This window comes from Planktotalea sp. (genome assembly GCF_018607995.1).
In the GTDB taxonomy this organism is placed as follows: Bacteria; Pseudomonadota; Alphaproteobacteria; order Rhodobacterales; family Rhodobacteraceae; genus Planktotalea.
Genome location: NZ_JABBAL010000023.1, coordinates 263,099 through 281,815, shown reverse-complemented (window position 1 = coordinate 281,815; position 18,717 = coordinate 263,099). Strand labels below are relative to the sequence as shown.

The window sequence follows — 18,717 nt, the reverse complement described above, 5'->3', positions numbered from 1 at the left end:
CGTGGTTAAGCGTGTTCTTGCAGGACATCCCAGCAACCTAAGCAGTTATGGCTTTGGCCCGCGGAAGGGTCTTTTGCTGCATTGCTCGCTTGGTCATGGCGGTGCGTACACAAAGATGGGTGCAGCCCTTGGTGGTACACTGAGCCTGACCGGGTTTGATCAGCCGGGCCATGGGCGCGCGGCAGATTGGGGCTATGACGGTGATCTGCAAGATCGCGTGACTGATATGGCTTTGGATCTTTTAAGCGAACCGATGGATGTGATCGGGCATAGCTTTGGTGGGACCGTCGCGCTGCGTTTGGTGGTGGAGCGGCCTGAAATGGTGCGCAGTTTAGCTCTTATAGAACCAGTCATGATGGCAGTTGCCAAGCGAGACAACCCGATGGCCATGGAGCGTTTAATGGGCGTGATGAGCGGGTTTTATCGAGCTTTAGCGGATGGCGAGCACGCTAAGGCGGCGCAGATGTTCACGAAACTTTATGGCGATGGGCGCCCGTGGGAGAGCCTGCCAGAAGAAGGCCAAAACGCAATTATCAAGCGTATTCCTTTGATCGGTGCAGGTTCGCGCGCAGTGAACGAAGACCCATATGATTTGCTTGGCACGCACAAGCTCGAGGCGATCAAAGCACCCACGCTGATCATTGATGGTGGCCAGGGGGAGGCGGCGATGAACAGTGTGTGCGATGGCTTGGCGCGTAGAATTCCTAATGCGACGCGCGTGTGCATCCCGGGTGGTGGTCACATGGTTCCCTTAACAAAACCAGAGGCCGTGGCGCGTGAAGTTTTACAGATGATTAGCCAACAGCAAGGGCGATGAATTGATCAATCTGCGGTTCAGAAATCGACCAATCACAGACGAAACGGCACAAAAGTTGCTCGTTCGGGTCATCTCCCTCTAAGTCACCATCCATGAGATAATAGACAGCCCCACCATCGTGCAAACGTCTGTGCGTCGCGCGAGGCATTTTCGCGAACACCATGTTTGCCTCGGGCTCTACAAGGAATTCAGTTCCTGCCAGATCGCGCAATCCAGTCGTGAGACGCGTCATATTCGCATTGGCTTTGCGTGCACTCATGAGCCAAAGATCGTCAGTGAGATAAGCTTCCATCTGGGCTGCGAGATAGCGAACCTTTGAGAAAAGATGCGCCCCGCGTTTGCGGCGCAGCTCAAATTCCCAAGAGGTCTTGGGATCAAAGAACACAACCGCCTCAACACCCATCAATCCATTTTTGGTTCCGCCAAAGCTGACAGCATCAATGCCAAGTTTCCACGTCATCTCTGCCGCTGAACAGCCCAAAGTGGCCAAAGCATTGGCGAAACGTGCCCCATCAAGATGCACAGGCAGGTCAAACTCCTTGGCAACGGAAACCAGCTCTTTCAGCTCATCAAGCGTGTGAACAGATCCTTTTTCAGCCACTTGCGTGATCGACACTGCCCCGCGTTGCGGGCCATGAACACCGCGTGTTCCTTCATTGGCGATTGCTTGACGCAAGTCGTCGGGCGACATTTTGTCGACATCACAGCGCACTACCGTCAGTTTTGCGCCGCCGGAAAAGAACTCTGGTGCTGCGCATTCATCTTCATGGATATGCGCAACGCTTGAACAAAAGACAGTCTCAAATGGTTGGCACATGCAGGCCAGAGCCAAGGAATTCGCTGCTGTGCCCGTGGATACCAAATGCACCATCGCATCCGGTGCCTCGAAAATACCGCGCAGTTGTTCACGCACACGACCCATGCCATCATCCGCGCCATACGGCATTGCGTAGCCTTGGTTTGCCGCGGCAAGCGCAGCTAAAACTTCGGGATGCACGGGGCCTGCGTTATCAGAGGCGAAAAACATTAGAGTGGCTCCTCGATGACATGTTCTTCCCAATCATCTTCATCAATTTCAAATTCCGGGACTGTTTTATCTTTAACCGAGACCCCAGCCGCGTGCACGCTATTCGCGTGGCCGCTAATCAGGGGATGCCAATCTTTAAGTGGGCGACCCTCATGGACAAGGCGATACGCGCAGGTCTGCGGCATCCAATAAAGATGCTCGGGAATATTGCTGGCCGTCAGCACGATACATTCAGGAATGAACTGATGGCGAATGTCATATTGCGCGCAAAGACAGGTGCTATCATCCAGTAAGCGACAAGCGATGTTGGTTAGAACAACCTCGCCACTGTCCTCATCCTCTAGCTTGTTGAGGCAGCATTTCCCGCAGCCATCACAGAGCGCTTCCCATTCATCTTGGGACATCTGCGCCATGGTTTTGCGTTCCCAAAAGCGTTTGGACAGCCCTTTGGCTGCGATCAGATCATCGCTCATAAAGCGGTCAAAATCGCGCGGGATTTGGCGCTATCCGCATCCATTTGCGTGATCAAAGCATCCAAGCCATCAAACTTCTCTTCAGGGCGCAAATAGTCGACCAAGGCCACAGACAGGGTGGCACCGTAAAGATCGCCCGTGAAGTCGAACAGAAACGTCTCAAGGTTCGGGCGATTGATGCCAAACATTGGCCTCACCCCCATAGAAGCAACGCCATGATATTTGCCCACATGCGGGCCATCTTGAACCTCGACCAGAACGGCATAAACGCCAAAGCGGGGCGGATGCAGACCTTCAATGGACATGTTGGCTGTGGGATAGCCTAACTCGCGGCCGCGTTGTTCACCACCGATGACTATGCCCTCGATCCTGTGCCAATGGCCCAGCATGTCCGCCGCGTCGCGGGGTTTGCCTTTTGCCAAAGCCTGACGAATGCTGGTGGAAGACACTTGGCCTTGCGTGCCTTCAATTAACCCTGCGATTGTGACGCCAAAACCGAGTTTCTCGCCAAATCCCTGTAAGTCCGCCGCCTTGCCCGCGCGATTCTTGCCGAAACAAAAATCAGCCCCGACCACGACGTGTCGCAGACCCAAACCCTCATGAATGACGCGAGTGGCGAAATCCTCTGGGGACAAAGCCGCAAGGGCCGCATTGAAGTTCAGCTGATATAGGCGTTCCACTCCGATTTTGGCCAATTCAGTTGCTTTTGCAGGCGGCGACATCAATCGGAACGGATCTGCGTTTGGGGCAAAATATTGTCGCGGATGCGGATCAAAGGTCAGTACGCCACAAGGGGCACCAGCTTTTTCACCAGCTTTGCGTGCGATATCAATCACTGCGCGGTGGCCGAGGTGCACGCCGTCAAAATTGCCAATCGCAGCGCTCGCGCCACGATCTTGGTCATTCACATATGTATAGTCACGGATAATTCGCATAACTGTTGGCGTAGCCCGCCTTTTGGGGCGTTGCAAGCTGCGATGCGGATCAGTCGAACTTGCGGCTTGGCGCGAGAACAGTCGCCTCGCCGATTAGCACTTTTTTGCCATCGACCATGCAGCGACAATTCAGCTTAACACGGCGTTTTGCATGCTCGATGTCGATCACTTCGACTTCTGCGTGCACCATATCGCCGGGGCGGACAGGTGCGAGGAACTTGAGGCTTTGGCCCATATAGACGGTGCCATGGCCAGGCAGTTGTTCACCGATCACAGCAGAGATCAGACCAGCCGTCAGCATGCCATGCGCGATGCGACCCTCGAATATTGTGTCGTTGGCATACTCATCATCGAGATGCACGGGATTGCGATCTGTTGAGACTTCCGCAAACAGCTCAATATCGCGATCCGTGACGACCTTTCGCAGATGGCGGACCATGCCCATTTCAATGTCTTCAATGCAGATCGTTCCGCGGGGCAAGTTGTCCAACATAAGACCCTCCAAAGGCTTGCAAAGTAATAAATAGACCCAAATACGGGTCTTCTTGAAACTTTATTACTTTGCAAATGCAGCATCTGGCAAGTGGAAAGTGTTATCGAAGATAACCAATCGCGAACGTTGGGGCCGACATTTGCTCAGAAAGATAGCTTTCAAGCACAGATGCGTTTGGATCAGTGCCTGTTTGCGTTTCTTCGCGCGCCAAACCGCCGGTTATGAACAGAGAATCGATATCTTCGCCTATTGCCCCAGCGATATCGGTTAGAACTCCATCACCAATCGCAAGAATACGGTCATCCGCAATCGGTTTCTCCAGTGCACTGAGGCGACGACGTGCAAGGTCATAGATTGGTGGATGCGGCTTGCCAAAATATAGACTCTCGCCACCCATTTCAGTGTAAAGCGCGGCAAGCGCTCCGGCACACCATTCACGTGTCTCACCACGATCCACAACGATATCGGGGTTCGCGCAGAGCAATTTCAGGCCATATTGCTTTGCCAAAAGAAAGTCGGGCCGCATCACATCCAGATCGGCCATCGGATCAAAAGGTCCTGCACAGACGATGCCTTCGGCTTCATCGAGCGGGACTTGCGTGATATCGACAGGGTTTTCCAGAATGTCCAAAGGTCGGAAAAAATCCTGATCGCGCCGCTCGCCGATGAAATAAACTTTTTTGCCAACTGCACCGCGATACATCGCAGATCGCGCAGAATCGCCAGATGTAGCGATCGTGTCCCAGGCATCCTCAGGTACACCAAAATGCACCAATTGTTTTTCAACGCCGACACGCGGTCGCGGGGAATTGGTGACAAGCACAACTTTACCACCGCTCTGACGGTATGCTTGTAAGGCTTGGACAGCGTCAGGCAACGCTTTGATACCATCATGCACACAGCCCCACAGGTCCACGAAAAGCGCGTCATATTGATGGGAAATTTCGGCAAGATTGGAAACGATGCGGGTCATTGTGCGGGCCTCAAAAACAAGTTCACTGTCTTGCTACAGGACTGCACGCAAAACAGCACCCCGTCTTTGGCCCAAAAATACCTCCGCTGGAGGCAAACCAAAAAATAAAGTGCGCGCCCCTCGAGGCGCACTTAATAAGATCAGACTTTGAGCTTTGGGATGATTTGCTTTTTACGGCTTACAACGCCTGCGAGAACGACTGTGTCGGATGTTGTGTCCGCGTCAAAGGATTTTGTCGCAACGGTTTTCACCAGATCGTTTGGCACCAACAGCGTGCTTTGTTCGTTCAGGATATCGACCACGAACAAGAGAACTTGATCTACGCCGTCTTCCGACGCAACGGTTGTCATTGTCGCCATCAAGCTGTCTTTGCGATCCAAAACTGTTGCGGGCGATGTGGTTTCAAGCACGGAGACACGGAATTTGGTGCCGTCCACTTCGTATTCTTTCGAATCCATGCGCAAAAGCTCTGCATCGGAAAAACTCGACACATCCGACTTGGCGGCGAACATTTCAGCGGCGTATGACGCAATATCAATGCCGAGATCGGCGGCGAGTTTTTCGGCAACCGCTTTGTCATGTGCTGTCGTGGTCGGGCTACGGAATTCCAAAGTGTCGGATAGGATGCACGTCAGTGCCGCCCCTTTGATGGCTTCTGGCATCTTGGCGGCATCGTCACCCATCAAGTTGTGCATGATCGTCGCTGTGCAGGCCAAAGGTTTGATCGTGATGTCGATAGGGCCTTTGGTTTTCAATCCCCCCACCAAAGCGTGGTGATCGATGATCGCTTGCACGTCCGCATCGTTGATTGAGGCGGGCAATTCCGCAGGGTTGTTCGTGTCGACAACAACGCAAGGCGCGCCGGCTTCAACGTCTGCGATGATCGCTGGTTTTTGCAGGTCCCAACGCTCTAGCATGAAAGCGGCTTCGGTGTTCGGCTCGCCCAGAAGCTTCGCCTCGGCGGGCATGCCCTTGATCTCGGACATATACCAGGCCCAAATGAGGGGAGATCCTGTACTATCCGTGTCTGGGGATTTGTGGCCGAAAACCTGTACTTTCATGTCGCTATTCCTGCATCATCTGTATGTTTGCGCGTCTTATAGCAGGCGCTATTTCTTTGTCACCCGTGCCAAATTGGCTCAGATCGTTTGACCATACTCGCCAACTAGCGGCTCTGTTCGAATCACCGCATCAAGATCGGTAAAGATCGCGCGCATTTCTTAATCGCTTTCGGTGCTCTCACAGACGACGACTAAATTCGGGGTGTTCGAGCTCGCGCGCACCAAGCCCAAAGACCTGTTGTCCAAGATCACGCGCGCGCCGTTGACGGTAACGATTTGTTTGATTGCGCGTCCCGCAAGGGGTTCGGCCGCGTTGTGTTTGGCGCACAACTTCGCAACGATGCGATCAAGCACGGCATATTTCTCTTCATCCGCGCAATATGGCGACATCGTCGGAGTTGCATATTTAACTGGCAGTACCTTGCGCAGGTCGGACATCGTCATGTCGGGATTGCGGTCCATCAATTTGCAAATCTCGACCGCTACGCGCATGCCGCAATCGTATCCGCGTCCGACTGGTTATGCCAAAAAGTAGTACCCCGATTTCTCAAAACCCACGAGCGTACCCAGTTTTTTAAAACCGCGTTTCATATGGCTGTGGCCGCTTTTCTGATAATCCGCCGTTAAGCCGTTTGCCTGCAAAACAGGATCCGCCGCACAAAGCCCTGTGGATTTCACATCTGCCACGAAGATGGCATTAGGGTGAATCTTACTCAGATCGCGGGCCACGATGACGCCGACCTTTTGCGGGTCATTTTGAAATCCCCAACGAGGTCATCAAGATAAGCCTTGCGCACGCCGTCTACGAATTCATATCCGCCACTTTTGGCGGGCTGCCACTTACTATTGAGGACGAGATTGCGTAGCTCGCTCATCTCGCCTGGGCCGTGTGTCAAAGGACGCTCGAACCCCATTTTAACGCCGATCCATCCGTTCGGATTGTGGCTGGCCGTGATCATTGCAACCGCAGGCGCGTTCAGATGAAGCTGCGCGAAATAGGCCATTGGTGAAACCGCAGGACCAATGTCTTTTACGTGTATGCCAGCCTGCATCAAGCCGAGGATCAGCGTGTTTTTCATTGACAAGGAATGTTAGCGGTAGTCATTGCCAACAGCGATCACAGGCTCGATCCCGCATCGCTGCATTTGCGTGCCAAGCCCTAACCCAAGTGCCGTGATCCCCGGCAAATTAATATCGTCTGGATATTTCCAACGGGCATCATATTCGCGAAAGCCAGTTGGCTTGATCATCGCATCGCGTAAGAATTCCCATGTGTTTGGGGTGACGCTTGGAGCAAGCTTGCGCATGATACGCTTCTCTTAAATCTCTGCGGGATTGGCTTTCGCAACTGCGTCCAGCTTCATCAATGTGTTCAAAATTTTTGGCATCTGGTCCAAATAAATCATGTTAGGCCCATCACAGGGGGCATTATCAGGGTCCTGATGCGTTTCCATAAACACCGCTGCAACGCCGACAGCGACTGCCGCGCGCGCCATCACAGGCGCGAATTCACGCTGTCCACCAGATGATTTTCCGCGACCACCGGGTTGCTGCACGGAATGGGTCGCATCCATCACCACCGGATAGCCAGTTTGTGCCATTTGGGGCAGGCCGCGCATGTCTGCCACCAAGGTGTTGTACCCAAAAGACGTGCCTCGTTCTGTTAGCATGATGCGTTTGTTACCTGTGCTTTCGAGCTTAGCAACGATGTTGGGCATTTCCCAAGGGGCCAGAAACTGGCCCTTTTTGACGTTGATCACAGCGCCTGTATTACCCGCGGCCAAAAGCATGTCGGTTTGACGGCAAAGGAACGCAGGGATTTGCAACACGTCAACCGCATCCGCGGCAAGGGGGCATTGTACTTCATTATGAACGTCCGTTAAAATCGGCACGCCCATCGTCTTGCGGAGATCACTTAGAACTTTCAGGCCTTGATCTATCCCCAACCCACGTTCACCCGAAAGGGAGGTGCGGTTGGCTTTGTCATAAGACGCTTTGAATATATATTGCGCACCGACCGCATCGCAGGCTTCTTTCATTTTGCCTGCAATCATTTGCGCGTGATCTGCGCTTTCCAATTGGCATGGGCCCGCGATGATCGTCAGGGGCGCAGTGTTGCCGACGGACAAGCCGCCGATATCGAGAGTTTTCATATTAGGATGATACCTGTTCGCGAAGGATCGACGCTGTAAGCGAGATCATAAGGTAGATGCCGGCAAAAACGAGAAACGCCAAAATAGTGTTCTCGAACTTGCGCGGATATGATGGGTCTTGGCTTGGCAACGGCTCCATACTTTGGGTGAGGTAGCGCGCTTGCGATGCGGCTTTGCGGCGGGTCTGCTCCAATTGCTCCAATTGCTCCAATTGCTCCAAGACAGAGGCCAGAAGCATATCGCGTGTCGCCATTTCCGCCTGTGCTAGCTGGATCTGAGCCGCTAATTTAGCTAATGGATTTTTACCCTGCGACGCATTTGTCATCTGATCGTTCAAGCGATCCAACAGCGCGTGGAAACGACTCAAATCGCCTTGTGCACCCACAATTTTGGCCCGGTTTGAGCGGTTATTGTCGAGCAATGCGGCGAGTTGCAGCGCAAAGGTGAACCGTGCGCGCATACCTGATGAATAGATACCTAGCGGTTGATCAAAGTACTCACCCAACCCACACAGCCAGCGACAGAACGCTTCGACATAGTCGGGATCAAGCCCATAAAGCCGCGCGATATAGCGCGAATTTTCCATGGCTGTGTGTTTGGTGATCACACCACCCATAAAGCCAAGCGGGAAAGAGATCTTACAGTCACGCCGAATTTCGCCTTTATCGGGCTTTTCCAGGCCGGCCAGCATGTTCACGAGGGTCGTTTTCCCTGTGCCGTTAGGCGCAAGATTGCCGATGGGGCGGCCAAGCTCCACGCGAAACAATATGCGATCAAGGATCACCTTGCGCTGCGTTCCCGCCCAAAAGGACTTGCTGACGTTCTCGAACTCTAACATTTTCCTATCCGGCCTGCCGTACCACTACTTCATATAGGGTGTCTTAAGCATTCTTTATGTGCCGATATTGTCGACGGTATGTCACATCATGTATAATTGTTTCAATGCTTGAGGGTAATTGGGAGCGATTTGTAAGGGAATTTAGCCAAATTTTTCCGAGTTGGACGGATATTGGTGCGCATAGGGTGGTGAAACTGCGGTCATAGGGCTTGTTGTGACGGCGTGTCCCTCTAAATTGCGCACCGATGAAATTGCTTCTTCAAGATATCGCAAAATGTCAGTTATGCGCGGATAGCTTTGCGAAAACTGCGACCCATCATGCCCCGCGCCCTGTGCTTTGGGTTTCTGCGAATGGCGTAAAACCGCGCATTTTGATTGCGGGCCAAGCGCCGGGTGCGCGTGTTCATGAAAGCGGTCGCCCCTTTACGGATCCCTCTGGAGATCGGTTGCGTGACTGGCTTGGGCTGGATGAAGCCACGTTTTATGATCGAAGCAAGCTTGCTATCGCCCCCATGGCCTTCTGTTTCCCGGGCTACAACGCAAAAGGCTGCGAACTCCCGCCCCCTGCGATTTGCGCGAAATCTTGGCGCGGCCCTTTGATGGATGCTCTTGGGCCAGTGCCACTGACGCTGTTGATCGGGGGCTATGCGATGAAATGGCACTTGGGCGGTGCGCCCAAAGTCACGCAAACAGTCATGGAGTGGCAAAGCCACGCGCCGTCGGTTTTTCCCTTGCCGCATCCTTCATGGCGCAATACCGCATGGCTGAAGAAAAATCCGTGGTTTGAAGTGGACTTACTGCCCGTGCTGCGTGCACGCGTTCGAGAGGTGTTAAGATGAGCGAAGAAACAAGCTTGGACATCGCACATGCTGCGATGGAGGACGCACCCAATGACGACGCCGCGCGTCTAAGGTTTTATGAGCGGTTGGCGGACAATGAGTTGTTTCTTTTGCTTACCAAAGAAGCTGACGGTGATCAGATCAATCCAGAGATTTTTGATCTTGGTGATGCCAGTTTCGTTCTCGTGTTTGATCGCATCGAACGTCTTGCACAATTCGTCGGTAAGCCTGCACCCTATGCGGCACTTTCTGGCCGGATTGTCGCGCGAATACTCGCTGGGCAGGGGATTGGCCTTGGGATCAATCTGGAAGTCGCATCATCGCAAATGTTGATCCCGCCAGAAGCGGTGAGTTGGCTTTGTGATACGTTGGATCATCGTCCTGATGAGGTGGAAGAAATGCCGCAAGAGTTTTATGCGCCCAAGGGTTTACCCGAAGAACTCCTCACTGCGCTCGACGCTAAATTAGCGAGTGCTGCGGGTCTCGCAAGCAACGCTTATCTCGTCGCTGTCCACTATGAAGGTGGGCGTCAGGGGCATTTGTTAGGCTTAGTCGGTGCGCTTGAGGGTGCGGAAACTGCGCTCGCGACTGCGGCTGGCGAGGCTTTGACGTTCTCAGGAATTGAAGCAGGCAGCATTGATGTTGGCTTCTTTAAGACCAGCGACCCGATGGCGGCTGCGATGGCTAAGGTTGGCCTGCGATTTGAGTTACCAAAGGCCGAGGTGCGCGAACAGGTTGTGCGCGCCGCGCCAGGCTCTGATCCCAACAAACCGCCGAAGCTTCACTAATACCCGACGCTGCGATCCACGAGGTGCAAGAACGGCTCGCCCGCTTCGCCGCGCCGCACATTTTCTGCGACGCATTGGCTGGCGGTCCATGTGCGCGTCTCAGACGCGATATGTGGTGTGACGGTCACGTTTGGATGGGTCCAATATGAGTGATCCTGTGGTAAAGGCTCGATGCGAAACACATCCAGAGTGGCGTGCCCCACTTGGCCCGTGTCCAGCGCTGCAAGCAGAGCATCATCGTCAATCAAAGGTCCGCGGCCGGGATTAATGATGGTAGCACCTTTGGCCAACCAGCCAAGGCTTTCACCGTTCATAACATTTTCGGTGGCGGGGGTGTCCGGCAGTAACAGAACCACTATTTCCACGCCGTTTAGCGCGGTTTTCAAGCCTGCATTACCGCTGTAACAGGCTACGCCTTCAATGTCTTTTTGCTTGCGACTCCAACCGCTTACGGGAAACCCGATCTGCGTCAGCATCTGCGCGCAAGCCGTGCCCAAAGCCCCTAGACCCAAGATCGTAACGGACCGTTGCTCGGCCAAAGGTGGCGCGCCCCCGGGCCAATTGCGATCAGGATTGAAGATATGCGCATCCATGCCAAGGTGGTGGCGCATTACGTGTCCTGTCACCCACTCGATCATGCCTTGGGTTAGCCCATGGTCCACCATCCGAGCGAGCGGCGCTTTCAAGGTTTTATTTGGGGCGACGGTTTCGACACCGGCCCATAGGTTTAAGACCACCTTCAGTTTAGGAAAAACTGAAAAATCCTGCACGCTCGAATTAGGGGCGTAGACGATATACTCGACATCTTCATTTAGCAGATCTGTGCCGAGGTTAGCATCAACACCCGCCTCTTTAAGTGCTCTGGTCAAAGGCGCTTGATATTCAGTCCAGCGCTCTTCCTTCGCGGCGAATAAAACCTGCGTCACCATCAACGTGGCCTATGTACATGCGCGCTTTGGACAAGGCCAAAACCGATTAATAAAATCAACATTGCAGAGCCTCCATAGCTCACCAAAGGAAGGGGGACGCCAACTACTGGGGCGAGTCCCATGACCATTGACATATTCACTGCAAAGAACAGGAAGAATGTGGCCGCGATACCCAACGTGACAAGCGCTGCAAAGCGGTTCTTGTTGTTGATCGCGGAGACCACGCAAAACAGAATGATTAGCAAATACAACAGCAAGAGGGAGAAGGCCCCGATAAAGCCGAACTCTTCAGCGAGGGTCGTGAAAATGAAGTCTGTGTGCTTTTCAGGCAAGAAGTTTAGCCGCGATTGCGTGCCTTGCATAAAGCCACGTCCCGTCCAGCCACCCGATCCCAATGCAATCTTACTTTGGGTGATATGATACCCCGCGCCCAAGGGGTCGCTGGCGGGGTTCAAGAAGGTGTCGATACGGCGGAACTGATAGTCCTTCAACAACTGCCAATCCTCGCCTCGACTTTGAAAGACTGCTGCGACAAGCCCGATCCCGCTGGTGACGACAGCCGCAAAATAAGCCCAATGCACGCCTGCTATAAACATCAGTAAGCCCCCGCCAGAAATCAGCAATAGAGCGGTGCCAAGGTCGGGTTGGCGCAAAACCAACATGGTTGGCAACAAGATGATCAGCACCGGAATGGCGACCCATTGTGGTTTCGATGTGCGCGCAAGCGGCAGCCAGTCGTAATAGGCAGCGAGCAGCATCACCAAAGCGATCTTCATCAACTCGGAGGGCTGCAAGCGCATGAATCCAAGGTTAATCCAGCGTTGCGCGCCCATTCCGACAGCTCCGAAAAATTCAACGTAGAGCAACAAGATGATCGACACGCCATAAGCGACGCCCGCGATATTGCGCCAGAACCAAATGGGCACCATCGCGACGATCAGCATTAAGGTAAAACCCAGCAAGAAACGTTTGATTTGCGGTTCCGCCCAAGGGCTAAACGATCCACCTGCAACCGAATAGAGCATCAAAAACCCGATGCCTGCGACAGTGGTGACGAGAACGATCAATGCCCAGTTCAGATGCCAGAACTTGGAAAATCCGGTTGGTACGGATTTGACCGTATATTCAAGATAACTCATGCGCGGCCATTTCCGTCACTGGCACTTTCGCTGATCAAATCACGCAATCGTTTCTGCTGTGCCCGCACACGCCCGCGATCTTTGTTTGGATAGGCAGCCAAAGGAGGATCTTCACCGTAGAGGGCTTGCAAGGTGACATCACGTGCGATGGGTGCCGCTGCGGTCGATCCGCCACCACCGTGTTCGACGACAACGGCCACAGCAATCTCTGGATTATCGAAAGGCGCGAAGTTCACAAACAATCCGTGATCGCGACGCTCCCAAGGGAGATCGGCGTTGTGCGTCACGCCACGCGCGCGCTCTGCGGCGGAAATGTTGCGCACTTGGCTAGTTCCGGTTTTTCCCGCCATTCGAAACGTATCTTCTATGATGCGACTGCCATAAGCCGTACCGCGACGGTTGTTAGACACTTCATACATTGCCTTACGGATCTTGCGCAGATTGTTTTTGTTGATATCTAGCTTTGCGCCCAAGCCGCTGGGCTGCGAAACGCCATCAACTGTTTTTATCAAACGTGGCTTTATATCGCGACCCGTCGCAAGACGCGCTGTCATTACAGCCAGTTGCAAAGGCGAAGACAGAACAAAGCCCTGCCCGATAGAGGCGTTGACTGTGTCGCCGATAACCCATTCTTTGCCGCGCGCACGCATCTTCCAATCTTTTGTCGGCGCAAGGCCAGAGGCGACGGCTGACATGGGTATATCGTGTTTTTCACCGAGTCCAAGCTTGCGCGCCATCGCGGAAATATTTTCGATGCCAACTTTAAGGGCAAGGTCGTAGTAATAGACATCACAGCTTTCGCGCAAAGACAGCTCGAGATTCATGTGACCATGGCCTGCGCGTTTCCAACAGTGGAATTTGCGATCACTTATTTCCAAATGGCCGGGACAATGCACGGTGTCTCCCGCGGTGATCAAGCCTGCTTCCAACGCGGCAAGCGCTGTCACCATTTTGAAAGTGGATCCCGGGGGATAGGCATCTTGCACCGTTTTAGAGGCAAGAGGGCGATGATCATTGTCGCGCAGGAACGCATAGTCTGCAACGGATATACCGCGGACGAATTTGTTGGGATCATAGGTCGGGGAAGAGGCTATCGACAAAAGATCACCGCGCTTAAGATCCATAACGACAACGGATGCGCTTTCCTCGCCAAGGCGTGCTCGCACATAGTCTTGCAGCTTGTGATCGACAGTCAATTGTACGTTTGCACCGGATTGGCCTTCACGACGATCAAGTTCACGCATGACGCGACCGATAGAATTCACTTCGACGCGCTTTGCGCCCGCTTTGCCCCGCAGCAGGTCTTCGTATTTTGCTTCTACGCCGACTTTGCCGATCTGAAATCTCGGAATACGCAAGAGCTGATCAGGATCTTCAATGCGCTCTAAATCACGTTGACTAACAGGGCCGACATATCCTGCGACATGCGCAAATGCTGATCCAAGTGGGTAGCGACGTGACAGGCCAACCTCAGGCGTGACACCTGGCAAAGCGGGGGCGTTTGCGGCGACGCGCGACAGTTCTTCCCACGAAATGCGATCTGCGATTGTTACAGGTAAGAACGGCGCACTGCGGTTCATTTCTGTCAATGCGCGGTTCAACTCATCATCGTCTAGCTCGACCAATGTCGAGAGCCGCCCGATCACAGTATTCACGTCGCCTGCATCTTCGCGCACCATAGTGATGCGATAGCTCGGTTCGTTTTCGGCAATCACAGCGCCATTTCGATCAAACAATTGGCCGCGCGCAGGGGGAATCAATCGAATGTTGATTCTGTTTTCATCCGCCAAAAGGCGAAATTCATCCGCTTGCTCGACTTGCATATAGCGCATACGCGCACCCAAAATTCCGACAAAACCCATTTGCGCGGTAGCGACGATCAAGCCACGGCGTGTGACTTTCGCGGCGCTTTGCGTCGTTTCAGTGGCTGAACGTCTCATAACCTATGTCCCAATGCATCGACTTCGCCGGGGGCTGGTCTGCGCACATTGAATAGGAAATGCGAAATCATCACGACGAGTGGATATAAGGCTATGGTCATTACGAGCTGAATCAAGACCAAACTCAGCGAGGGCGCTGGAATAAAGAAGATTGCGAGGAAGAGCCGCTCCGCAAAGATGATGGTGATCATCACGCCTGCGACGCTCATCCATTCAACGAGATAGGGCATATCGCGGTTTGCAACTGATCTTGCGCGCAGGGTTTCTGCACCAACAACGATGAGACCCGCGAGCAGTCCGGGGGGGCGTTGAAACAGAAAATCAGCCAGCAGAATGATGAAGCCGACAGAAACGGCGGGTACATACTCCGGTCGCCGCATCGCCCATGCGAAGGTGAAGGCCATCAAAAAGTCAGGTGCGAACCATCGCGAGGGGCTGGTCGCTAAGGGCAAAAGATGCAGAAAGATGATGAAGAAGGAGAGGCCTATGTAGAGGCTTCGCATCACCCAAACACGGGCAGGGCGCTGTTCAGCCATCGCTTGCCTCGCTCGTTTGCTCAGGGGCGGGTGTTTCGGGATTTGAAGGAAGAGCCTCTGGCCGGATTAGCCTGCCGGTGTCTTCAATCCGCTCCGCGCCGTAATTGCGTAGGACCCGCAAGAATTCCAACCGTTCATAGTCCGCAGACAGGCGTACGCGTAAACGTCCACCGGGATCTTTTGCGACTTGGCCAATCAGCAAACCTGCGGGAAAAACACCACCATCACCAGAGGATACGACACGATCCCCTGGGCGAACCAGATCAGGGTTTTCCAAGAAATCAACGGGTGGAGAACGCGTATTATCACCTACAACAATCGTGTTTTGACCCGAAGGTTGAATGACTGCTGGAATGCGGCTTGTGGTGTCTGTGAGCAAAATTACCCGCGAAGCGCGTTCACCAACACCTGAGATCCGTCCGACAAGGCCAAGCCCATCCATCGTCGCCCAACCATCAAGCACGCCATCGCGACGACCTACATTTAGTAAAACGGATTGGCGAAAGGGTGATCCGCTATCGGCAACAACCACGCCCGTCACATGGGTCAGGCGCGGATCAAGTCGGACCGAGTTCAAATCAAGTAGGCGCGCATTCTCTTGTTCAAGCTGAAGCGCGGCCTCTTTCCAGCTTTTCATTTGCTGGAGCTCACGGCGCAATTCTTGGTTCTGTCGATAGATCCGCTGGTAGCTTTGAAAGTCCCGCACAAGATTGATGGTGCCCGTGACAGGTACCATGGCCCAGTCAAAATTAGGAACAACCCGGTCAATCACGGCAAGGCGAAAGCGCTCGACACGCGGGCTGTCGATACGCCAGACCATGAAGATGGCAAAGAGGCACAAGAACACGACTCCCAAAAGCAATCGCTTGAGGGGGGCGGTGAAATCTTCACTTTGTGCGCGGTCTTTGGCCAAGGCGTTCTCCGCTGAACGGGCTTAAGCGCCCTTGCGTTTCACGATGCCGAAATTAGCTGTCGTAATCAATCGCGTGGCGTAGCTGTTTTTCGTATTCCAGCGCTTTACCCGTTCCAAGCGCCACACAGTTCAGGCTTTCATCCGCGATAGATATGGCAAGTCCTGTTTGTTCGCGCAGGGCGAGATCGAGATCACCCAGCAAGGCACCACCACCGGTGAGCATCACGCCACGATCAACAATGTCCGCGGCCAAGTCGGGGGGCGTGGCTTCAAGCGCAGTCATCACTGCTTCGCAAATTTGCTGAACAGGTTCTGCAAGTGCTTCTGCGATCTGCGCTTGAGAAATTTCTGTTTCTTTAGGCACACCATTGAGCAAATCGCGTCCGCGAATTTGCATCGACGCGCCACGTCCGTCATCTGGCATGCGTGCTGTACCGATCGAGGTCTTGATGCGTTCAGCCGTGCTTTCACCGACAAGCAAGTTCTGTTGGCGGCGCAAATAGCTGATGATCGCCTCGTCCATACGGTCCCCACCCACACGTACAGAACGAGCATAAACAATGTCGCCAAGGGACAGAACCGCGACCTCGGTTGTACCACCACCGATATCAACAACCATGTTACCCGTCGGATCCGTGATCGGCATGCCAGCGCCAATCGCGGCTGCAATTGGTTCTGCGATTAGACCCGCGCGACGAGAACCAGCGGAAAGAACCGACTGACGAATAGCACGTTTTTCAACGGGTGTTGCGCCATGTGGCACACAGACGATGATTTTCGGTTTTGAAAACGTAGAGCGTTTGTGAACCTTGCGAATGAAATGTTTAATCATTTCTTCGGCTGTATCAAAATCCGCAATCACACCTTCGCGCATCGGGCGAATTGCCTCGATAGAACCAGGTGTTCGGCCAAGCATAAGTTTCGCATCTTCTCCCACGGCGAGGACTTTTTTGACACCATCTTTGATGTGATAGGCAACCACGGAAGGCTCTGACAGAACAACGCCTTTGCCTTTGACGTAGACCAGCGTGTTCGCTGTACCTAAGTCAATCGCCATGTCTGACGTGAAGAGGCCAGAAAGTTTGTCCCAAAATGCCATGTGCTGTGGTCCTGCTCAGAATAGAAATAGGTTCCGCGACTCTCTCGAGGCCAAGATGATGTTCTTATAGGCGTTTTTACGCGAGGGAAAAGGGGGGGTGGGGGATGCATAGGCGCGAAACCGCCCCAGTCTCGTGAAGGCGGTTTCGTTAGGCCCAAGCCTTTGTTTTCGCTTTTATACCAAACTCAGGAAACATCCTTATAACTGACACCTTTGGTGTCATAGCCGACGTCTGTCTGTTCGCGGCGCATCAAAAGACGGTTCAATGCGCTGATATAGGCTTTTGCAGAGGCCACGACTGTATCCGTGTCAGCGGATTGTCCTGTCACCGTGCGACCCTCTTCTTCCAAACGCACCGACACTGTAGCTTGCGCGTCTGTACCTTCTGTCACTGCGTGCACTTGGTAGAGTTGCAAACGCGCCTCATGGGCGAACAAGGCTTTAACAGCATTGAACGTCGCATCTACGGGGCCGTCGCCTGTTGCGGTTGTGGATTTTTCGACGCCATCCACCAACATGCGCATCACCGCTTCCTGCGGGCCATCCGTGCCACAGACGACGCACAAGGAGGTCAATTTTAAACGCTCGCTTTCTGGATCGGACGCGGTGTTCATTAAAGCGACCAGATCGTCGTCAAAGATTTCTTTCTTGCGATCCGCCAGTTCTTTGAAGCGTACAAAGACGTCTTTCAACTGGTTGTCGCCCAGCTCGAACCCTAAATTTTCCAGTTTAGAACGCAAAGCGGCACGGCCGGAATGCTTGCCCATGACAATGTTGGTTTCGGTCAAGCCAACGTCCTCAGGGCGCATGATTTCAAAGGTTTCCGAGTTTTTCAGCATGCCATCTTGGTGGATACCACTTTCATGGGCAAAGGCATTCTTGCCAACAATCGCTTTGTTGAATTGAACTGCGAAGCCGGACACTGCCGCGACGCGGCGTGAGATGTTCATGATCTTTGTGGTGTCGATCCCCGTGCGGTAAGGCATGATATCGCCGCGCACTTTCAGAGCCATGACGACTTCTTCCAGCGCCGTGTTGCCCGCGCGTTCGCCTAATCCGTTAATCGTGCATTCGATCTGACGCGCACCGCCTTCGACGGCCGCCAAAGAGTTCGCTGTCGCCATGCCAAGGTCGTTATGACAATGGGTCGCGAAGATGATCTCATCTGCACCGGGGACATTGTTGACCAACATGCGGATCAAATCCGCGCTCTCGGTTGGGGCTGTATAGCCCACAGTGTCAGGGATGTTGATGGTCGTCGCACCCGCCTTGATCGCGATTTCAACGACGCGGCAGAGGTAATCCTCCTCTGTGCGGGTCGCATCCATTGGCGACCATTGCACATTGTCACACAGATTGCGCGCGTGGCTTACGGTGTCGTGGATGCGCACGGCCATTTCGTCCATGGTAAGGTTTGGAATGGCACGGTGCAGCTCGGATGTGCCGATAAACGTGTGTATACGGGGTTTTTTAGCATGTTTCACCGCCTCCCAGCAGCGATCAATATCGCCGAAGTTGGCGCGGGCTAATCCACAGATCACAGAATCGCGGGCGTTCTTGGCAATCTCGGATACGGCGCGAAAATCACCCTCGGACGCGATTGGAAAACCCGCCTCGATGATATCAACGCCCATATCGTCGAGCAGACCCGCGATCTCCAGCTTTTCTTCGTGGCTCATCGTCGCGCCGGGGCTTTGTTCGCCGTCGCGCAATGTAGTGTCGAAGATTACGACGCGATCTTTATCAGTATTGCTCATGGTTTGT

General features: G+C 53.6%; 17 protein-coding genes and 3 pseudogenes. 3 read left to right on the top strand and 17 right to left on the bottom strand.

The genetic code is table 11. From position 1 onward, the window contains the following. The first annotated feature begins 1 nt into the window (after position 1). Positions 2 to 817, top strand: a complete 816-nt coding sequence (locus QZ280_RS09880; protein WP_293443364.1) for an alpha/beta hydrolase — start codon at positions 2 to 4, stop codon at positions 815 to 817. Here QZ280_RS09880 and QZ280_RS09875 read toward each other — a convergent pair. The 10 genes and pseudogenes from QZ280_RS09875 to QZ280_RS16345 form a co-directional block, all read right to left on the bottom strand. Continuing rightward, entirely contained in the window at positions 795 to 1,844 is a 1,050-nt protein-coding gene (locus tag QZ280_RS09875) for a beta-eliminating lyase-related protein (RefSeq protein ID WP_293443361.1), read from the bottom strand. The two genes, QZ280_RS09880 and QZ280_RS09875, sit on opposite strands and share 23 nt — an antisense overlap. After that, positions 1,844 to 2,317 carry a YcgN family cysteine cluster protein gene (locus tag QZ280_RS09870; RefSeq protein WP_293443358.1) on the bottom strand — a complete coding sequence of 158 codons (474 nt, stop codon included), beginning with the start codon at positions 2,315 to 2,317 and terminating at the stop codon, positions 1,844 to 1,846. The genes QZ280_RS09875 and QZ280_RS09870 overlap by 1 nt, the downstream gene beginning before the upstream one ends. Continuing rightward, positions 2,314 to 3,252 carry a bifunctional riboflavin kinase/FAD synthetase gene (locus tag QZ280_RS09865; protein WP_293443355.1) on the bottom strand — a complete coding sequence of 313 codons (939 nt, stop codon included), beginning with the start codon at positions 3,250 to 3,252 and terminating at the stop codon, positions 2,314 to 2,316. Before QZ280_RS09865 ends, QZ280_RS09870 begins: the two co-directional genes overlap by 4 nt. Before the next feature lie 49 nt (positions 3,253 to 3,301). Next, entirely contained in the window at positions 3,302 to 3,745 is a 444-nt protein-coding gene (locus QZ280_RS09860; protein ID WP_293443352.1) for a MaoC family dehydratase, read from the bottom strand. 100 nt (positions 3,746 to 3,845) lie between these two features. After that, positions 3,846 to 4,718: a TIGR01459 family HAD-type hydrolase gene (locus QZ280_RS09855; protein ID WP_293443349.1), complete on the bottom strand. Its 873-nt coding sequence runs from the start codon at positions 4,716 to 4,718 to the stop codon at positions 3,846 to 3,848. A gap of 140 nt (positions 4,719 to 4,858) precedes the next feature. After that, positions 4,859 to 5,779, bottom strand: coding sequence for a manganese-dependent inorganic pyrophosphatase (locus QZ280_RS09850; RefSeq protein WP_293443346.1), 921 nt, complete (start codon positions 5,777 to 5,779; stop codon positions 4,859 to 4,861). Positions 5,780 to 5,857: 78 nt separating this feature from the next. Further along, a pseudogene (locus tag QZ280_RS09845) lies at positions 5,858 to 7,086 on the bottom strand (phosphomannomutase/phosphoglucomutase). A gap of 12 nt (positions 7,087 to 7,098) precedes the next feature. Beyond that, positions 7,099 to 7,932: a 3-deoxy-8-phosphooctulonate synthase gene (kdsA, locus tag QZ280_RS09840; RefSeq protein WP_293443343.1), complete on the bottom strand. Its 834-nt coding sequence runs from the start codon at positions 7,930 to 7,932 to the stop codon at positions 7,099 to 7,101. Between the two features lies 1 nt (position 7,933). Further along, positions 7,934 to 8,368 (bottom strand): annotated as a pseudogene (locus QZ280_RS16350) (capsule biosynthesis protein); the annotation flags it as partial. Then, a pseudogene (locus QZ280_RS16345) lies at positions 8,357 to 8,770 on the bottom strand (ATP-binding cassette domain-containing protein); the annotation flags it as partial. The pseudogenes QZ280_RS16345 and QZ280_RS16350, both read right to left, overlap by 12 nt. A 245-nt stretch (positions 8,771 to 9,015) precedes the next feature. Between QZ280_RS16345 and QZ280_RS09830 the strand changes: the two are divergent. Continuing rightward, on the top strand, positions 9,016 to 9,609 hold the full coding sequence (locus tag QZ280_RS09830) for a uracil-DNA glycosylase family protein (RefSeq protein WP_293443337.1): 594 nt from the start codon (positions 9,016 to 9,018) through the stop codon (positions 9,607 to 9,609). After that, positions 9,606 to 10,397: an SseB family protein gene (locus QZ280_RS09825; protein WP_293443334.1), complete on the top strand. Its 792-nt coding sequence runs from the start codon at positions 9,606 to 9,608 to the stop codon at positions 10,395 to 10,397. Before QZ280_RS09830 ends, QZ280_RS09825 begins: the two co-directional genes overlap by 4 nt. Here the strand turns inward: QZ280_RS09825 and QZ280_RS09820 are convergent. The 7 genes from QZ280_RS09820 to QZ280_RS09790 form a co-directional block, all read right to left on the bottom strand. Further along, the gene (locus tag QZ280_RS09820; protein WP_293443331.1) at positions 10,394 to 11,326 is read right to left on the bottom strand and encodes a glyoxylate/hydroxypyruvate reductase A; all 933 of its coding nucleotides are present in this window, start codon (positions 11,324 to 11,326) and stop codon (positions 10,394 to 10,396) included. The genes QZ280_RS09825 and QZ280_RS09820 overlap by 4 nt on opposite strands. Then, positions 11,326 to 12,465, bottom strand: a complete 1,140-nt coding sequence (gene rodA / locus QZ280_RS09815) for a rod shape-determining protein RodA (protein ID WP_293443328.1) — start codon at positions 12,463 to 12,465, stop codon at positions 11,326 to 11,328. Before rodA ends, QZ280_RS09820 begins: the two co-directional genes overlap by 1 nt. Next, a complete protein-coding gene (gene mrdA, locus QZ280_RS09810) occupies positions 12,462 to 14,405 on the bottom strand; it encodes a penicillin-binding protein 2 (RefSeq protein WP_293443325.1) in 1,944 nt (647 codons plus the stop codon). Before mrdA ends, rodA begins: the two co-directional genes overlap by 4 nt. Continuing rightward, positions 14,402 to 14,941 (bottom strand): rod shape-determining protein MreD, encoded by a 540-nt coding sequence (locus tag QZ280_RS09805; RefSeq protein WP_293443322.1) that lies wholly within the window; start codon positions 14,939 to 14,941, stop codon positions 14,402 to 14,404. Before QZ280_RS09805 ends, mrdA begins: the two co-directional genes overlap by 4 nt. Further along, positions 14,934 to 15,854, bottom strand: coding sequence for a rod shape-determining protein MreC (gene mreC, locus QZ280_RS09800; protein WP_293443319.1), 921 nt, complete (start codon positions 15,852 to 15,854; stop codon positions 14,934 to 14,936). Before mreC ends, QZ280_RS09805 begins: the two co-directional genes overlap by 8 nt. Positions 15,855 to 15,906: 52 nt before the next feature. After that, positions 15,907 to 16,953: a rod shape-determining protein gene (locus tag QZ280_RS09795; RefSeq protein WP_293443316.1), complete on the bottom strand. Its 1,047-nt coding sequence runs from the start codon at positions 16,951 to 16,953 to the stop codon at positions 15,907 to 15,909. 185 nt (positions 16,954 to 17,138) lie between these two features. Continuing rightward, positions 17,139 to 18,710 carry a 2-isopropylmalate synthase gene (locus QZ280_RS09790; RefSeq protein ID WP_293443313.1) on the bottom strand — a complete coding sequence of 524 codons (1,572 nt, stop codon included), beginning with the start codon at positions 18,708 to 18,710 and terminating at the stop codon, positions 17,139 to 17,141. Between the last annotated feature and the right edge of the window lie 7 nt (positions 18,711 to 18,717).